General features: G+C 70.1%; 16 protein-coding genes. 11 read left to right on the forward strand and 5 right to left on the reverse strand.

Annotated elements, in window-relative coordinates:
- Positions 1 to 66: 66 nt before the first annotated feature.
- Positions 67 to 990 (forward strand): mycothiol synthase, encoded by a 924-nt coding sequence (gene mshD, locus OG883_RS30275; RefSeq protein WP_266547348.1) that lies wholly within the window; start codon positions 67 to 69, stop codon positions 988 to 990.
- A gap of 242 nt (positions 991 to 1,232) precedes the next feature.
- Here mshD and OG883_RS30280 read toward each other — a convergent pair whose 3' ends face one another.
- On the reverse strand, positions 1,233 to 1,490 hold the full coding sequence (locus tag OG883_RS30280) for a hypothetical protein (RefSeq protein WP_266549709.1): 258 nt from the start codon (positions 1,488 to 1,490) through the stop codon (positions 1,233 to 1,235).
- A gap of 344 nt (positions 1,491 to 1,834) precedes the next feature.
- Here OG883_RS30280 and OG883_RS30285 point away from each other — a divergent pair, with 344 nt between their 5' ends.
- The 7 genes from OG883_RS30285 (at position 1,835) to pstB (ending at position 10,110) form a co-directional block, all read left to right on the forward strand.
- Positions 1,835 to 4,063 (forward strand): RNA degradosome polyphosphate kinase, encoded by a 2,229-nt coding sequence (locus tag OG883_RS30285; protein ID WP_266547351.1) that lies wholly within the window; start codon positions 1,835 to 1,837, stop codon positions 4,061 to 4,063.
- Positions 4,064 to 4,106: 43 nt separating this feature from the next.
- Positions 4,107 to 5,264: a CHAD domain-containing protein gene (locus OG883_RS30290; protein WP_266549594.1), complete on the forward strand. Its 1,158-nt coding sequence runs from the start codon at positions 4,107 to 4,109 to the stop codon at positions 5,262 to 5,264.
- A gap of 84 nt (positions 5,265 to 5,348) precedes the next feature.
- The gene (locus tag OG883_RS30295; protein WP_266547353.1) at positions 5,349 to 5,777 is read left to right on the forward strand and encodes an NUDIX hydrolase; all 429 of its coding nucleotides are present in this window, start codon (positions 5,349 to 5,351) and stop codon (positions 5,775 to 5,777) included.
- A 219-nt stretch (positions 5,778 to 5,996) separates the two neighbouring features.
- Positions 5,997 to 7,133 carry a phosphate ABC transporter substrate-binding protein PstS gene (gene pstS, locus OG883_RS30300; RefSeq protein WP_266547356.1) on the forward strand — a complete coding sequence of 379 codons (1,137 nt, stop codon included), beginning with the start codon at positions 5,997 to 5,999 and terminating at the stop codon, positions 7,131 to 7,133.
- A gap of 104 nt (positions 7,134 to 7,237) precedes the next feature.
- Positions 7,238 to 8,233 carry a phosphate ABC transporter permease subunit PstC gene (gene pstC / locus OG883_RS30305; RefSeq protein ID WP_266547358.1) on the forward strand — a complete coding sequence of 332 codons (996 nt, stop codon included), beginning with the start codon at positions 7,238 to 7,240 and terminating at the stop codon, positions 8,231 to 8,233.
- Positions 8,230 to 9,303, forward strand: a complete 1,074-nt coding sequence (gene pstA, locus OG883_RS30310; protein ID WP_266547361.1) for a phosphate ABC transporter permease PstA — start codon at positions 8,230 to 8,232, stop codon at positions 9,301 to 9,303. Before pstC ends, pstA begins: the two co-directional genes overlap by 4 nt.
- A 30-nt stretch (positions 9,304 to 9,333) precedes the next feature.
- On the forward strand, positions 9,334 to 10,110 hold the full coding sequence (gene pstB, locus OG883_RS30315; RefSeq protein WP_266547364.1) for a phosphate ABC transporter ATP-binding protein PstB: 777 nt from the start codon (positions 9,334 to 9,336) through the stop codon (positions 10,108 to 10,110).
- 228 nt (positions 10,111 to 10,338) lie between these two features.
- Here pstB and OG883_RS30320 read toward each other — a convergent pair whose 3' ends face one another.
- Together OG883_RS30320 and OG883_RS30325 are read right to left on the reverse strand one after the other, a co-directional pair.
- Positions 10,339 to 11,337: an inorganic phosphate transporter gene (locus OG883_RS30320; protein ID WP_266547366.1), complete on the reverse strand. Its 999-nt coding sequence runs from the start codon at positions 11,335 to 11,337 to the stop codon at positions 10,339 to 10,341.
- 5 nt (positions 11,338 to 11,342) lie between these two features.
- Positions 11,343 to 11,963: a DUF47 domain-containing protein gene (locus OG883_RS30325; protein WP_266547369.1), complete on the reverse strand. Its 621-nt coding sequence runs from the start codon at positions 11,961 to 11,963 to the stop codon at positions 11,343 to 11,345.
- 194 nt (positions 11,964 to 12,157) lie between these two features.
- Here OG883_RS30325 and OG883_RS30330 point away from each other — a divergent pair, with 194 nt between their 5' ends.
- On the forward strand, positions 12,158 to 12,502 hold the full coding sequence (locus tag OG883_RS30330) for a metal-sensitive transcriptional regulator (RefSeq protein WP_266549597.1): 345 nt from the start codon (positions 12,158 to 12,160) through the stop codon (positions 12,500 to 12,502).
- A gap of 167 nt (positions 12,503 to 12,669) precedes the next feature.
- Here the strand turns inward: OG883_RS30330 and OG883_RS30335 are convergent, their stop codons facing one another.
- Entirely contained in the window at positions 12,670 to 12,852 is a 183-nt protein-coding gene (locus OG883_RS30335; protein ID WP_266547372.1) for a hypothetical protein, read from the reverse strand.
- Positions 12,853 to 12,927: 75 nt separating this feature from the next.
- Entirely contained in the window at positions 12,928 to 13,755 is an 828-nt protein-coding gene (locus tag OG883_RS30340) for a hypothetical protein (RefSeq protein WP_266547375.1), read from the reverse strand.
- Between the two features lie 128 nt (positions 13,756 to 13,883).
- Between OG883_RS30340 and OG883_RS30345 the strand changes: the two genes are divergently transcribed.
- Complete coding sequence (locus tag OG883_RS30345; RefSeq protein ID WP_266547378.1) at positions 13,884 to 14,048, forward strand: hypothetical protein; 165 nt, start codon at positions 13,884 to 13,886, stop codon at positions 14,046 to 14,048.
- Between the two features lie 211 nt (positions 14,049 to 14,259).
- The gene (locus tag OG883_RS30350; RefSeq protein WP_266547381.1) at positions 14,260 to 15,834 is read left to right on the forward strand and encodes an FAD-binding oxidoreductase; all 1,575 of its coding nucleotides are present in this window, start codon (positions 14,260 to 14,262) and stop codon (positions 15,832 to 15,834) included.
- The last annotated feature ends 5 nt before the right edge of the window (positions 15,835 to 15,839 follow it).

Genomic DNA, 15,839 nt, shown 5'->3' on the forward strand with positions numbered 1-15,839 from the left:
ATGCGCGGGCCAATCGCCGAGCCGCGCAGATCCCGCGCCGGGCCACCCCCGCCGTACCCTCGACACATGACGATTGACGTACCAGCCCTGGAGCCCGGCCGGCACATTCAGACCCTTGACGAGCTCACCGCCGACCAGGCACAGGCCGTACTGGGCATGCTCGGTGACGCCGCCCGGTCCGACGGGATGCAGGCCGTCTCCGAGCAGGGGCGGCTGCAACTGCGCGGCGGGAAGCGGGAGGGCGTACGCCACTTCCTCCTCACCGTCGACGGGGATCTCATCGGGTACGGCCAGCTCGAGGACACCGACCCCGTCGAGGCCCCGGCCGCCGAGCTCGTCGTGCATCCCTCGCACCGGGGGCGTGGGCACGGGCGGGCGCTCGGGGCCGCGTTGCTGGGGGCGTCCGGGAAGCGGCTGCGGGTGTGGGCGCACGGCGGGAGGTCCGCCGCCCGGCATCTGGCCCAGGTGCTCGGGCTGACCCTCTTCCGTGAACTGCGCCAGCTGCGGCGGCCGTTGAGCCCGCTGGACATCTCCGAACCGGTGTTCCCGGCCGGCGTCACCGTACGCACCTTCGTACCCGGGCAGGACGACGCCGCCTGGCTCGCCGTGAATGCCCTCGCCTTTGCGCACCATCCCGAGCAGGGATCGCTGACGCAGCGCGACCTCGACGACCGCAAGGCCGAGCCGTGGTTCGACCCCAAGGGATTCTTCCTCGCCGAGCGAGACGGGGAGCTCGTCGGCTTCCACTGGACGAAGGTGCACGCCGAGGAGCGCCTCGGCGAGGTGTACGTCGTCGGCGTCCGGCCCGACGCGCAGGGCGGCGGTCTCGGCAAGGCCCTCACCGCCATCGGCCTGCGGCATCTGGCCGCGCAGGGCCTGCCCACCGCGATGCTCTATGTCGACGCGGACAACACGGCGGCGCTGACGGTGTACGAGCGTCTCGGCTTCGTCACCCACGAGGTGGACCTGATGTACCGCACGGAGTCCTGACAGGGCGCCCGGCACATCGCCCGGCACACGCCCGGCAGATCACCAGGCACATCGCCTGATCCGACGAACGGCCCAGGGGCCGGTGGCAGTTGACACCGGCCCCTCTCCTGCACACCCTTTCCCTGCTCAACCGGTCCTGCTGCTGCGCGCCCTGCCCGCCGGCGGGCTCGCCTTCGTCACCGGGTTCCTGAGGGTGGCCGCCGCCCGCTGCCGGGAGCTGCTGCGGGCGCCCGCGGACCGCGTCATCGCCACCCGCCTCGAGCTGCCCAGCAGCGTCCGGCCGCCTCCGGCAGCGTCCGGCCGCTCGACAACGGCGAGGTGTCCACCTCCGGCAGGCGCGCGTCCAGGGCCCCTGTGCCGGGAGTGGTACGGCCGGAGGCCGCGCGGGAGACCGTGCGGGAGCCCGCGCGGTGCAGGGCCGGGGCGGGGATCACCGACTCGTACGCCGTCTGCCACCCCGCCTCACACGTCTGGCCGATCCAGCTGGTCGAGACGGGCACCGGGCCGGCCGTCGCGGCGGATGTGGTGGGTGCGGCGTTCCGGATTCTGCGCCGACGCCACGCCCGAGCGGCCTTCCCGGGCGTGGTGAACGGGAATCTCCACGCCCGGGAAGGACGTCGGCCGGGTCCGTGGAGCCATCCGGCCGACCGCCGCTCATCCCGACCGCGCCTGCATGTCATGTCGTCGTTACCGGGCATTCAGACACCCTTGCGACCCTCTCTCAATGCAGCCCGCTGTGCCCGCCTCCCCCAACGGGAGAGTCCCCCTCGCCAATGGGAGAATCCCCCTCACCCCGGCACTCTCCGACGCGCCCGTTCTGCCTTCCACGCGGAAGAATGGGTCCATGAACCAGCAGCCCGCCGAGGTACCGGTCCAGCACCCCCAGCCGTCCGTCGGTTCCATAGCCGCGCACCGGCCGCACACGGTCGCGGCCACCGTCTCCGATCTGGAGCCCGACCTCGATGCCGACCTCGACGGTTACGAGGAGGATCACGAGGGAGAGGGCGGCGAGCTGCCCGCGGGGCGGTTCCTGGACCGTGAGCGCAGCTGGTTGGCGTTCAACGAGCGGGTGCTCGAGCTCGCCGAGGATCCCGCCACCCCGCTCCTCGAACGAGCGAATTTCCTGGCCATCTTCGCGTCCAACCTGGACGAGTTCTTCATGGTCCGGGTGGCCGGTCTGAAGCGCCGTATCGCTACCGGTGTCGCCACCCGTTCCGCCTCCGGCCTGCAGCCCCGCGAGGTCCTCGACCTGATCTGGACGCGCTCCCGCGAGCTCATGGCCCGGCACGCCGCCTGCTACCAGCAGGACGTGGCCCCGGCACTCGCCGAGGAGTCCATCCACCTCATCCGCTGGCCCGAGCTCACCGAGAAGGAGCAGGCCCGCCTCTTCACGCTCTTCCGGCAGCAGATCTTCCCGGTCCTCACCCCGCTGGCCGTGGACCCGGCGCACCCCTTCCCGTACATCTCCGGTCTGTCCCTGAACCTCGCGGTTGTCGTGCGCAACCCCGTCAGCGGCCACCGCCACTTCGCCCGGGTGAAGGTCCCGCCGCTGCTGTCCCGCTTCCTGGAGGCCTCGCCGCAGCGGTACGTCCCCCTCGAGGACGTCATAGCGGCGCATCTGGAAGAGCTGTTCCCCGGCATGGAGGTCCTGGCGACCCATATGTTCCGGGTGACGCGCAACGAGGACCTGGAGGTGGAGGAGGACGACGCCGAGAACCTTCTCCAGGCCCTGGAGAAGGAGCTCATGCGGCGCCGCTTCGGCCCGCCGGTACGGCTCGAGGTCGAGGAGTCCATCGACCCGTACGTCCTCGATCTGCTGGTCCGCGAGCTGAAGGTCTCCGACGCCGAGGTGTACCCGCTGCCGGGGCCGCTGGATCTGACCGGTCTCTTCGGCATCGCGGCGCTGGACCGGCCCGAGCTGAAGTTCCCGAAGTTCGTCGCGGGCACCCACCGGGACCTCGCCGAGGTGGAGTCCGCCTCCGCACCCGACATCTTCATGGCGCTGCGCGAGCGGGACGTGCTGCTGCACCACCCGTACGACTCGTTCTCCACGTCCGTCCAGGCCTTCCTGGAGCAGGCCGCGGGCGACCCGGACGTGCTGGCGATCAAGCAGACGCTGTACCGGACCTCGGGCGACTCCCCGATAGTGGACGCGCTGATCGACGCCGCGGAGTCGGGCAAGCAGGTGCTCGTACTCGTGGAGATCAAGGCCCGCTTCGACGAGCAGGCCAACATCAAGTGGGCGCGCAAGCTGGAGGAGTCCGGCTGCCATGTCGTCTACGGCCTGATCGGGCTGAAGACCCACTGCAAGCTCTCGCTGGTGGTCCGCCAGGAGGGCGAGACACTGCGCCGCTACTCGCATGTGGGGACCGGGAACTACCACCCGAAGACGGCCAGGCTCTACGAGGACCTGGGGCTGCTGACCGCGGACCCGCAGGTCGGCGCGGATCTGTCGGACCTGTTCAACCGGCTGTCGGGATATTCGCGCCGCGAGACGTACCGCCGTCTGCTCGTCGCCCCCAAGTCCCTTCGGGACGGCCTCATTTCGCGAATAAACAAGGAAGCCGCGCACCACCGCGCAGGGCGCCCCGCCTACGTACGCTTCAAGGTCAACTCCATGGTGGACGAGGCGATCATCGACGCCTGCTACCGGGCGGCGATGGCGGGGGTGCCGGTGGACATCTGGGTGCGCGGCATCTGTGCGATACGCCCCGGAGTGACCGGGCTCTCCGAGAACATCCGGGTCCGCTCGATCCTCGGGCGCTTCCTGGAACACTCCCGGGTCTTCGCCTTCGGCAACGGCGGCGAGCCCGAGGTGTGGCTCGGCAGCGCCGACATGATGCACCGCAACCTCGATCGCCGTATCGAGGCACTGATACGGGTCACCGACCCGGCCCACCGCGCGGCCCTCACCCGGCTGCTGGAGACGGGCATGTCCGACACCACCGCCTCCTGGCACCTCGGCCCGGACGGCGCCTGGACCCGGCATGCCGCGGATCCGGACGGCCAGCCGCAGCGGCATGTACAGGAGATGCTCATAGACGCCCGGAGGCGCCGGCGTGCACAGCCCTGATCTCTCCCGGCAGGACACTGCCGCCGTCCCGGCCGCCTTCGCGGTGCCGGTCACGGCCGGCGAAGCTCTGGCCCGGTATCTTCATGCGCAGGCGGGCACCTTCCTGCGCAGCCTGCGACTGCACAGCGAGAGCGGCGCGGACACGGCGAGCGTGGCGGAGGCGGCCCGCGCGCTGCGCCAGGCGTCCCGCCGTATCAGCGGAACGCTGCACACGTTCCGGCCGCTCCTCGACCCGGCGTGGGCGGACGGTCTGCGCGGCGAACTGGCCTGGCTGTCCGCCACCCTGGCCCAGGAACACGCCTGCACCTCACGCCTGGCCAGACTGCTGGACGCGCTGTCGCGCCTGTCGGGGGCGTCGCCGCTGCCCCCGGCGAGGGGAGAGCTCCGCGGACTGACGGCGGGCAGCCCGGCTGCCGAACCGGCAGACCCGGGAACGGCAGGCGGGCCGGTGGAGCCGGGCGCTCCCGGCAGCGCCGACGCCCTGGCCGGCTCCGGCCGGCGGGCCGCAGACGGCGGCCCCGGAAGCTCCGCCGGACCCCGCAGCCCCGCCGACGGCGTCGAGGCCCGGCGGGCCACGGGGGCGCTCACCGTGGGGGCCGCGCGGGCCGGTGCCCTGCTGGAGCGGCAGCTGACCCTCGCCCGGACCCGCGCCCACTCTGCCGCGCTCCAGGCGCTCGGCTCGTCCCGGTTCCACGCGGTCGCCGACGCCGTCGCCGTACTCGCCTCCGAGCTGCCCCTGGGTGCCGTGGCCGCGGCCCCGGCCGCCGAGACCCTCTCGCTGCCCGCCGAGACCGCCGAGCGGCGCCTGCTGGAGGCCGTGGCCGCGCTGCCACTGGGCCGCGCGGCCCACCCGTACAACGCGGAAGCCCTGGTCAACGGTCTCGCCACCGCCTCGGCCGGCGAGGCGCAGGATGCCCCCTGGCACCAGGTGCGGCTGCTGCTGAGGCTGCACCGGTACGCACAGGAGGTGCTGTACCCGGACGCGGACCCGGTGCTCCGCCACGCGGGGCTGGTCCTGGACCGCCACCGTGACGCCGCCGAGGCCGCGACCGCGGCCGCGGTCGCGGCCAGGACCCCGCGCATCGCTCCGGCGACGGCGTACGCCCTGGGGGTGCTCCACGCCGACCAGCGGCACGAGGTCGAGGCGGCCCGCTTCGCCTTCCAGCAGGTATGGCATCGGACGGCGGTGGCGGCCCCATGAGGGAGCGGACCGACCCTCCGCACGGACGGTAACCACGATCAAGGAAGCCGCAGACCAAGCGCGGTTTCAGTCGGGAGGAGCCGGATGAACGACGACTCTGTGATTCTCGCTGCGGGCTGCGTGCTGTGGCGTCGCTCGCCCTCTGTCGACGGGATCGAGCTCGCCCTGGTCCATCGGCCGAAATGGGCGGACTGGTCGCACCCGAAAGGCAAACTGAAGCGCGGCGAGGACGCACGGCAGGGAGCGGTACGCGAGGTGCTGGAGGAAACCGGCATGGCGTGCGACCTGGGACCTGAGCTGCCCACCGTCCTCTACCGGGCCGAGGGCCGGCCCAAGGAAGTCCGCTACTGGGCGGCGGAGGCCACCGGCGGCTCGTTCGAGCCGAACAGGGAGGTCGACCGGCTGCTGTGGCTGCCTCCTGCTGCCGCGCGCGACCGGCTCACCCAGCCCCGCGACCGCCTCCTCGTAGACGCGCTGCTGGAGGCTCTGCACTCGGCCTGGGACGGCGGGTGAGTCACACACGGTGTACAGATCGAAGGGTGGCACTTAGCCGCCCGACACGGTTCACCTTCCGTTCACTCTCTCCCGTTGGCCGCTTCATCTGATCTGCCTAATTTCGGCCCTACACGGTGACCGGCACAGCGTCGGTCCCCCCACCCCGATCACACGCCGCCACGGAACGTTCAGACACCCCAGTCAGCGTCCGGCGGCTTCTGGAAGGAACACCCGAAAGTGAAGCTTCAGAGCAAGAACGGGCTTCGCGCCACCGCGCTCGGCGCCCTCGCCGTTTCCGGCGCCCTGGTCCTCACGGCGTGTGGTTCGGACGACAACGCCGGCTCCACCGGCGGCAACGGCAGCAAGACCAGCGCCGCCTCGAACATCAAGTGCGAGGACGCCAAGGGCCAGCTCCTCGCGGCGGGCTCGACCGCACAGAAGAACGCCATGGACCTCTGGGTGAAGAACTTCCAGGCGGCCTGCTCCGGCGTGGAGATCAACTACCAGGCCATCGGCTCCGGCGGCGGCATCACCAAGTTCAATCAGGGCCAGGTCGCCTTCGCGGGCTCCGACTCCGCGCTCAAGCCCGAAGAGGTCACCGAGTCGAAGAAGATCTGCAAGACCGGCCAGGGCATCAACCTGCCCATGGTGGGCGGCCCGGTCGCCATCGGCTACAAGCTGAGCGGCGTGGACAACCTGGTCCTGGACGCCCCGACCCTCGCCAAGATCTTCGACTCGAAGATCAAGAAGTGGGACGACGAGGCGATCAAGAAGCTCAACCCGGACGCCAAGCTGCCCAGCACCAGCATCCAGGCCTTCCACCGCTCGGACGAGTCCGGCACCACCCAGAACCTCGGCAAGTACCTCAGCGAGGCCGCCCCGGCCGACTGGAAGTACGACCCGAAGACGAAGTCCTGGCCGGCCGAGGGTGGCCAGGCCGCCAACGGCTCCTCCGGCGTCGCCACCGCGGTCAAGGACGCCGAAGGCGCGATCGGCTACTTCGAGCTCTCCTACGCGACCGCCAGCAAGATGAGTACCGTCAAGCTGAACACGGGTGCCGCTGCCCCGGTCGAGGCGACCACCGAGAACGCCTCCAAGGCCATCGCCGCCGCCAAGGTCAAGGGCACCGGCAGCGACCTCGCCCTGTCCCTCGACTACAAGACCAAGGCCGAGGGCGCGTACCCGATCGTCCTGGTCACGTACGAGATCGCCTGCGACAAGGGCAACAAGGCGGAGACCCTGCCGACCCTCAAGTCGTTCCTGAACTACACGGTCAGCGAGGACGGCCAGAAGGTCCTCGCCGAGGCCGGCTACGCCCCGCTCCCGGCCGAGATCGCGGCCAAGGTCCGCGAGATCGTCCCGACCCTGTCCTGATTTCCGGCCGAGGCCGGTCCGTGCCGCAGCACGGGCCGGACCGGCCTCGGCATCCGGTGCACCGCCGCCAGGAGCCCACCGGCTCCGCAGACCGGAGAGACCCGATGGTTACACCAACCACCACCGAAACACCGCCGCCCGACAGGCGCGGCGACACACGCGCGTCCAGGGGCAGCACCCGCCCCGGTGACCGGATCTTCCTGGGCCTGTCCCGCGGATCCGGCATCACCCTGCTGGTGATCATGGCCGCGATAGCGGGGTTCCTCGCCTACCGCGCCGCGATCGCCATCTCGAAGGACGACGCGAACTTCCTCACCACCTCCGAGTGGAACCCGGCCGGTGACCCGCCGGTCTTCGGCATCGCCGTACTGGCCTTCGGCACGGTCGTCAGCTCGGTCATCGCGATGCTCCTCGCCGTGCCCGTGGCGATCGGCATCGCGCTGTTCGTCTCGCACTACGCGCCGCGGAAGCTGGCCGCGCCGATCTCGTACGTCGTCGACCTGCTCGCCGCCGTACCGAGCATCATCTACGGCCTCTGGGGCGCCATCTTCCTGGTCCCGTACCTCGACGGCCTCAACCAGTGGCTGAACGAGTACCTCGGCTGGACGTACATCTTCGACAAGGCCACCGACGGCCCCGCCCGCAACCTCTTCACCGTGGGCATCCTGCTGGCGATCATGATCCTGCCGATCATCACCAACGTCACCCGTGAGGTCTTCCTCCAGGTGCCGAAGATGCACGAAGAGGCCGCTCTCGCCCTCGGCGCCACGCGCTGGGAAGTCATCCGGATGTCCGTGCTCCCCTTCGCCCGCTCCGGCATCATCAGCGCCTCGATGCTCGGCCTCGGCCGTGCGCTCGGCGAGACGATGGCCGTGGCCGTGGTGCTCTCCCCGAGCTTCATCATCTCCGGCCACCTGCTCGACCCGGGTGGCGGCACCTTCGCCCAGAACATCGCGGCGAAGTTCAACGAAGCCGATGAGTTCGGCCGGGACGCGCTGATCGCCTCCGGTCTGGTGCTCTTCTTCATCACGCTGCTGGTCAACGGCGCGGCACGGTGGATCATCGCGCGCCGCAAGGAGTACTCGGGGGCCAACGCATGAGCAACGTCGTCCAGGACAAGCGGCCGGTTGCCGTCGTGCGCCACGACCCCCTGTCCCACGCCCGCCTCCCCCGCTGGGCCCCGGCCGCCATCGCCGCCGGGTCGATCGCCGCGGGCTGCGGCGCCGGCCTCGCCGCCGGCTGGCACAGCCGGATCCAGTGGGGCCTTCTGTCCGCGCTCTTCTTCCTGATCGCGAGCTACCTGATCACCACCAAGGTCGAGGGCAGCCGCCAGGCGAAGGATCGTTTCGCCACCAGCCTCGTCTGGGTCTGCTTCATCCTCGCCGTCATCCCCCTGCTCTCGCTGGCGTGGGTCACGATCAGCAAGGGCGTCAAGGTCCTCGACACGTACTTCCTGAGTCACTCGATGGGCGGTGTGCTCGACGCCGAAGCCGGCGGCGGCATCTACCACGCGCTGCTCGGCACCATCGAGCAGGTCCTCATCGCCACCGTCATCGCCGCCCCCATCGGCATGCTGACCGCGATCTACCTGGTCGAGTACGGACGCGGAAAGCTCGCGAAGGCCGTCACCTTCTTCGTCGACGTCATGACCGGCATTCCGTCGATCGTCGCGGGCCTGTTCATCCTCGCCACCTGGAACCTGATGCTGGGCTTCGGGCCCTCCGGGTTCGCCGGCTCGCTGGCGCTCGCCATCCTGATGATGCCGGTGGTCGTCCGCTCCACCGAGGAGATGCTCAAGCTCGTCCCCAACGAGCTGCGCGAGGCTTCCCTCGCCCTGGGCATCCCCAAGTGGCGCACGATCCTCAAGGTGGTCCTGCCCACCGCGATCGGCGGCATCACGACGGGCGTCATGCTCGCGGTGGCCCGTATCGCCGGCGAAACGGCCCCCGTGCTGCTGCTCGTCTTCGGTACGAAGCTGATCAACAACAACCCCTTCGAAGGTGCCCAGTCCTCGCTGCCGCTGTATGTGTACGAGCAGTACGCCGTCGGCACCGACGCAGCGGTCGACCGCGCCTGGGCCGCCGCCCTGGTCCTGATCGCCTTCGTCATGATCCTCAATCTGGTGGCCCGCGGCATCGCCCGCTGGAAGGCCCCGAAGACCGGTCGCTGACCGCGGCCTTCTGAAAGCGAAGTGATTCACATGGCCAAGCGCATCGACGTCAGCGGCCTCACCGCGTACTACGGCTCCCACAAGGCCATCGAGGACATCTCGATGACCGTGGAGCCCCGCTCCGTGACGGCCTTCATCGGCCCGTCCGGCTGCGGCAAGTCCACCTTCCTGCGCACCCTGAACCGTATGCACGAGGTCACCCCCGGTGGCCGCGTCGAGGGCAAGGTGCTGCTGGACGACGAGAACCTGTACGCATCGAGCGTCGACCCCGTCGCCGTGCGCCGTACGGTCGGCATGGTCTTCCAGCGCCCGAACCCCTTCCCGACGATGTCGATCTTCGACAACGTCGCGGCGGGCCTCCGGCTGAACGGCTCGTACAAGAAGAGCCAGCTGGCGGACGTCGTCGAGAAGTCCCTCAAGGGCGCGAACCTCTGGAACGAGGTCAAGGACCGCCTGAACAAGCCGGGCTCCGGGCTCTCCGGCGGCCAGCAGCAGCGTCTGTGCATCGCCCGCGCGATCGCGGTCGAGCCGGATGTGCTGCTGATGGACGAGCCGTGCTCGGCGCTGGACCCGATCTCCACGCTCGCGATCGAGGACCTCATCGGCGAGCTGAAGGAGCGCTTCACGATCGTCATCGTGACGCACAACATGCAGCAGGCAGCGCGCGTCTCGGACCGTACGGCCTTCTTCAACCTGTCGGCGGTCGGCCAGCCCGGCAAGCTGATCGAGATCGACGAGACCGAGCGGATCTTCGCCAACCCGTCGGTGCAGGCGACGGAGGACTACATCTCGGGCCGCTTCGGATAACCGGCCGGTCCCGTGGTGGACCCGGGCCGGGGGCGTTGGCGGTTACTGCCGGTGGTGGGTTCACCCGGGCGGACCGCCGAACTCCTCCGGCGCCCCCAAGCCGTCTCGCGGTGCTGCATGGCGGTGCCACCGCAAGGCGAAGGGCCCGCCCCTCTCTCCCAGAGGGGCGGGCCCACACCTGTTCCTGGACCTCTGTCCTCGCCCGAAGGGCGTGCCGACCCGCGGCCGTCAGCCGAAGGTCAGGTACACGACCCCGTAACTCATCGCCGCCACAGCCGCGGCCGCCGGCATCGTAATGAACCAGCCCAGAATGATGTTCTTGGCGACGCCCCAGCGAACCGCGTTCACCCGCTTCGTGGCGCCCACTCCCATGATCGCCGAGGTGATCACATGCGTCGTCGAGATCGGCGCGTGGAACAGGAACGCCGAGCCGAACATGATCGACGCACCTGTCGTCTCCGCCGCGAAGCCCTGCGGCGGGTCCAGCTCGATGATCTTGCGGCCGAGCGTACGCATGATGCGCCAGCCGCCCGCGTACGTACCGAGCGAGAGCATCAGCGCACAGGCGATCTTCACCCAGACCGGGATCGCGTCGCCCTGGCCCTCGACATCGGCGATGACCAGCGCCATCACCACGATGCCCATCGTCTTCTGCGCGTCCTGCAGACCGTGACCGAGGGCCATGCCCGCCGCCGAGACCGTCTGCGCTATCCGGAAACCGCGCTTGGCCTTGCTCGGATTGGACTTGCGGAACATCCACATGATCGCGACCATCACCAGATAGCCGCAGACCAGGCCGACGACCGGCGAGATGAACATCGGGATGACGACCTTCTCGAGCACGCCGGTCCAGATGACCTCGGTCCCGCCCGCGAGCGCCGCGCCCACCATGCCGCCGAACAGCGCGTGGGACGAGGACGAGGGCAGTCCGAAGTACCAGGTGACCAGGTTCCACACGATCGCGCCGACCAGCGCGGCGAAGAGAATGCCCATGCCACGCGAGCCCTGGGGCGTCTCGATGAGCCCCTCGCTGACGGTCTTGGCCACACCCTGGCCGAGGAAGGCGCCGGCGAGGTTCATCACCGCGGCCATCGCCAGGGCGGCGCGCGGCGTCAGCGCGCGGGTGGAGACGGAGGTCGCGATGGCGTTCGCGGAGTCGTGAAAGCCGTTGGTGTAGGTGAATCCGAGCGCGACACCAATGGTCACGATCAGCGCAAAGGTGTCCACGTGGTTCAGGACTCCTTGACCGCGATGGTCTCCACGGTGTTCGCGACATGCTCGAAGGCGTCAGCGGCCTCTTCCAGCACATCCACGATCTGCTTGAGCTTCAGCACCTCCATGGCGTCGTACTTGCCGTTGAAGAGGTGGGCCAGCAGCTTGCGGTGGATCTGGTCGGCCTGGTTCTCGAGACGGTTGACCTCGATCCAGTACTCGGTGAGGTTGTCCATGGTCCGCAGGTGCGGCATCGCCTCGGCGGTCAGCTCGGCCGCCCGCGCCAGGACCTCGATCTGCTGCTCGACACCCTTGGGCAGCTCCTCGACCTGGTACAGCACGACCAGGTCGACGGCCTCCTCCATAAAGTCCATGATGTCGTCGAGCGACGACGCGAGGTTGTAGATGTCCTCGCGGTCGAACGGCGTGATGAAGGAGGAGTTCAGCTGGTGGAAGATCGCGTGAGTCGCATCGTCCCCCGCATGCTCTGCTGCCCGCATCCGCTCCGCGATCTCGGCCCGGGCGGAGGAGTCCGCCCCGAGCAGTTCCATCAGGAGCTTGGAGCCCGTGACGATGTTGTCCGCGGATGCGGCAAACATGTCGTAGAAGCTCGTCTCCCTGGGGGTCAGACGAAATCGCACGTGGGGTCCTCGGGGTGCTCTGGATTCGGTCAGGGTGATGCTAGGCGCATCATCCGGCCACGGCTAACCGGCGTTGTTCAGTGTCGCCCATCGAGCACAGGGATCAGCACGGGGCCCCGTCCCGATCCGAAACGATTCGTTACCATATACCCATGAGGGGTATCAAGCCCCTTGGCGGACAACGGGAGGACGCGATGACGACCACCGAGGCGGCCGGCCCCCCGGGCACGGACCACACCGGCAGCCATGACGGGGGGACGCACGGCTACCACAAGCAGAAGGACGAGCATCTCAAGCGGCTGCGCCGGATCGAGGGACAGATCCGCGGGCTGCAGCGGATGGTCGACGAGGACGTCTACTGCATCGACATACTCACCCAGGTCTCTGCCTCCACGAAGGCCCTGCAGTCCTTCGCGCTCCAGCTGCTGGAGGAGCACCTGCGGCACTGCGTCGCGGATGCGGCGGTGAAGGGCGGCGAGGAGATCGACGCGAAGGTGGAGGAGGCGACGAAGGCGATCGCCCGCCTTCTCCGTACGTGAGCACGCTCACCTGACCTCCCCTCCCGCAGCGCCGGGGCGCGCCGACGGCGTCCCGGCTGCCCGGCGTCCGCGACCGCTGAGCTGCCCGGCTGCCCGGGCCGCTCAGCCACCCCGCTGCTCGACCGCCATGCCGCCCGACCGCCATGCCGCCCGGCCGGTGTTTCCCGTCACTCCTGCCGTGGGAGTACGGACCGCTCGGCTGCCACCATCAGCACCTCGTCGATACGGTCCGGGCTGAGCCGATCCTCGTCCGCGGCCGATGCCGCGATCATCAACTCGCCACACAGCTCGATCTCGGCGAGGGCCACGTAGTCCTGGACGGTTGTCGTACTGGGCGGAGCCACGTGCAATCACCTCTTCCTGCCGGTGTCGACTTCCTAGCGTAGGGAGTGATGCACGGACCGCGCATGGCACGTCCGGACCATTTAGGCCCTGATCTTCCCGGCGTAGATGTCCCGTTCTTCCGGCAGACGCACAGCGACGGGCGTACCGAAGTCGTACAGCAGGGTGGTCGATGTCACGGCGGCCGTACGGCCCTGACTGGCGAAGCTGAACTCGTGGCGCACCTTGCGCAGCCGGCCCGCCTCGTCGAGATACGCGTCGAAGGGCACGGTGTCCTCGGCGAACCCTTTCGCCGCGGCGGCGAGCGAAGCGCGGGCATGCGGCTCGGCGATACGGGCGGCGTACGCGATGTCGGCGGTTCCGCGGTAGTGGCGCACCTTGGTCCCGGCCAGCTCCTCGTCGCCGAGGTAGGTGACGTCACGCGCGCCGCGCAGCAGTTCGGCGGCGGCGAGGGGATCGGTGGCGCCGCCGGTGACCAGGTTCCCGTCCTCGAGGGTGGTCGTGTCGACGCGGACCCACTTGTCGGCGGGCACACCCGCGCCGCGGTTCTTCATGTACAACGCGCCGGAGGTCAGCAGTTCGGTGACCGGCCGGTGCTCGTCCGCGCCGGCGGGATCCTTGGGCAGGACGACGACGAGCCGGCCCATCCGCCGCTCGAAGTCGTACGCGCCCTCGCCGCGGATGGTCACACGGGTCCCGCCGGTGGCCATCTCCATGGACGTGCGGGCCTTGGAGCTCCCGGCCACAGCGAGGGCGTCGGCGGCGTTGCGCACCTGGTCCACGGAGCCGACGACCCGCCAGTCCTCGGCGACGGCGCCCCCGCCGGAGCATCCGCTGGCGGCGACGACCCCCAGTAGGGCGGCCGCGACGGCGAACGCTCCGTCCCTGCGCCTGTGCTGCTGCACCACCATGACCTGCCAACCCCCAACACGGAACGGCTGCGTCTACGGAGACCCCCACCCGTCCCGCATAACGACGGCCGTGGCCCCTCGTCACGCGGCCTCTCCCGCGCACTTGCGCGCCCCAGTACCGTGGAGACGTGCTCCACCAAGACCCGCCTGCCGAAGCCCGCCACCACCACACCACCACCACGGACCGCGGCTCCTTCTGCACGGCCCGCTGCACCTGCGGGTGGTCGGGCCCGGCCCGCCGTTCCCGCGAACGGGCACGTACGGACGCCGAGTTGCACGGATCAACCCCCTGACCTGCGCCGCGACCCTCCCGAGGGCAGTGGAGGATCCCCGCGCGCTTCCGCATCCCAGCGCGGGCAGTTGGGGGCAAACCACCCGATACCGGAGCCGCCATCCACGCGGCGGAACCGCAGAGTGTTGCCACGCAAAGGCGCGGGAGTGGAAACACCGCCCACTCCCGGAACCCCCCACCCCCTGGAACCGTCTCCCTCTCCAGGAGGCCCCATGGACCGGCGCACACTGCTCACCACCGCTGTAGCCCTCACCGCTACCGCCTGCACAGGCAAGGGCGGCGACGGCGCCACCGCGGCACCCCTCGCCACACCCCCGCCCGCGGCCACGCTCGCCCGCACCCCCACCCGTGGACCCGCACCCTCAGCGGCTCCCGACTGGGGCGCCCTCGGGCGTGGGCTCGACGGGACGCTCGTGCGGCCCGCCGACGCCGCCTATCCCACCGCCCGACAGCTCTACAACACCCGCTTCGACTCCCTGAAGCCCGCCGCCGTCGCCTATGTCGCCGGCGAGGACGACGTCAAGGAGTGCCTGGCCTACGCCCGGGCCCACCGCACCCCGGTCTCCATCCGCAACGGCGGCCACTCCTACGCCGGCTGGTCCTCCGGCAACGGCCGTCTCGTCATCGACGTCTCCCGGCTGAACCGCGTCACCGCGGACGGCTCCATCGGCGCCGGCGCCAAACTCATCGACGTCTACAACACCCTCGGCCGCCACAACCGCACCATCCCCGCCGGTTCCTGCCCCACCGTCGGCGTCTCCGGCCTGACCCTCGGCGGCGGCCATGGCGTCACCTCCCGCGCCTACGGCCTGACCTGCGACAGCCTCACCTCCGCCACGATCGTCACGGCCGACGGCAAGAAGCTGACCGCGAGCGCCACCGAGAACAAGGACCTCTTCTGGGCGCTGCGCGGCGCGGGCAACGGCAACTTCGGTGTCGTGACCCGCCTCCGCTTCCGTACGCATCCCACGCCCCCGAGCGTGACCGCCTACCTCAGCTGGCCCTGGTCGAAGGCGGATGCCGTACTCGCCGCCTGGCAGCAGTGGGGCCCGGCTCAGCCGGACGAGATATGGTCGGCGCTCCACCTGGCCGCCGGTCCGGGTGGCAGGACCCCCACTCTCTCCGTCTCCGCCTTCACCCTCGGCACCGAGGGCGACCTCAAGAACGCCCTCGACCGCCTTGCCGACAAGGCCGGCTCCCCCGCCCGCTCGGTGTCCGTGCGCCGCCGCAGCTACCTCGAGGCGATGCGCCTCTACGCCGGCTGCTCGACATTCACCGAGGCCCAGTGCCATCTGCCGGGCACCACTCCGGGCCGTACGCCCCAGGGCGTGCTCCAGCGGGAGACGTACGCCGCCGCCTCCGACTTCTTCGACCGCGGTCTGTCCCCCGCCGGGCGGCGCGCCCTGCTCTCCTCGGTCGAGGCGTTCACCCGGATCTCGCCCGGCCAGGGCGGTGGCGGCGGTTCCGTCGCGCTCACCGCACTCGGCGGCGCGATCAACCGCGTGGACCCGCTCGCGACGTCGTTCGTGCACCGGCGTTCACGGATGCTCGCGCAGTACATCGCCGCCTGGCGCCCGGGAACCGCGGGCTCCGCCCAGCAGGCGTGGCTGAAAACCGCCCATGGGTCCATGCGCCGCTACGCCTCGGGGGCGGCGTACCAGAACTACATCGATCCCGCCCTCGCCGACTGGCGACGGGCGTACTACGGACCCGCCGCTGACCGCCTCACGCGCCTGAAGAAGCAGTACGACCCGGGCAGGGTCTTCGACTTCCCGCAGGCGCTGTAGCCGCC

Origin of the sequence: Streptomyces sp. NBC_01142 (assembly GCF_026341125.1) — a bacterium.
In the GTDB taxonomy this organism is placed as follows: Bacteria; Actinomycetota; Actinomycetes; order Streptomycetales; family Streptomycetaceae; genus Streptomyces.

Bases quoted from the DNA above. Each gene is read 5' to 3' on its own strand.
- OG883_RS30285 (WP_266547351.1), top strand. From the start codon at position 1,835: ATGAACCAGCAGCCCGCCGAGGTACCGGTCCAGCACCCCCAGCCGTCC.
- OG883_RS30350 (WP_266547381.1), top strand. From the start codon at position 14,260: ATGGACCGGCGCACACTGCTCACCACCGCTGTAGCCCTCACCGCTACC.
- pstC (WP_266547358.1), top strand. From the start codon at position 7,238: ATGGTTACACCAACCACCACCGAAACACCGCCGCCCGACAGGCGCGGC.
- mshD (WP_266547348.1), top strand. From the start codon at position 67: ATGACGATTGACGTACCAGCCCTGGAGCCCGGCCGGCACATTCAGACC.
- pstA (WP_266547361.1), top strand. From the start codon at position 8,230: ATGAGCAACGTCGTCCAGGACAAGCGGCCGGTTGCCGTCGTGCGCCAC.
- pstB (WP_266547364.1), top strand. From the start codon at position 9,334: ATGGCCAAGCGCATCGACGTCAGCGGCCTCACCGCGTACTACGGCTCC.
- OG883_RS30295 (WP_266547353.1), top strand. From the start codon at position 5,349: ATGAACGACGACTCTGTGATTCTCGCTGCGGGCTGCGTGCTGTGGCGT.
- OG883_RS30330 (WP_266549597.1), top strand. From the start codon at position 12,158: ATGACGACCACCGAGGCGGCCGGCCCCCCGGGCACGGACCACACCGGC.
- OG883_RS30340 (WP_266547375.1), bottom strand. From the start codon at position 13,755: ATGGTGGTGCAGCAGCACAGGCGCAGGGACGGAGCGTTCGCCGTCGCG.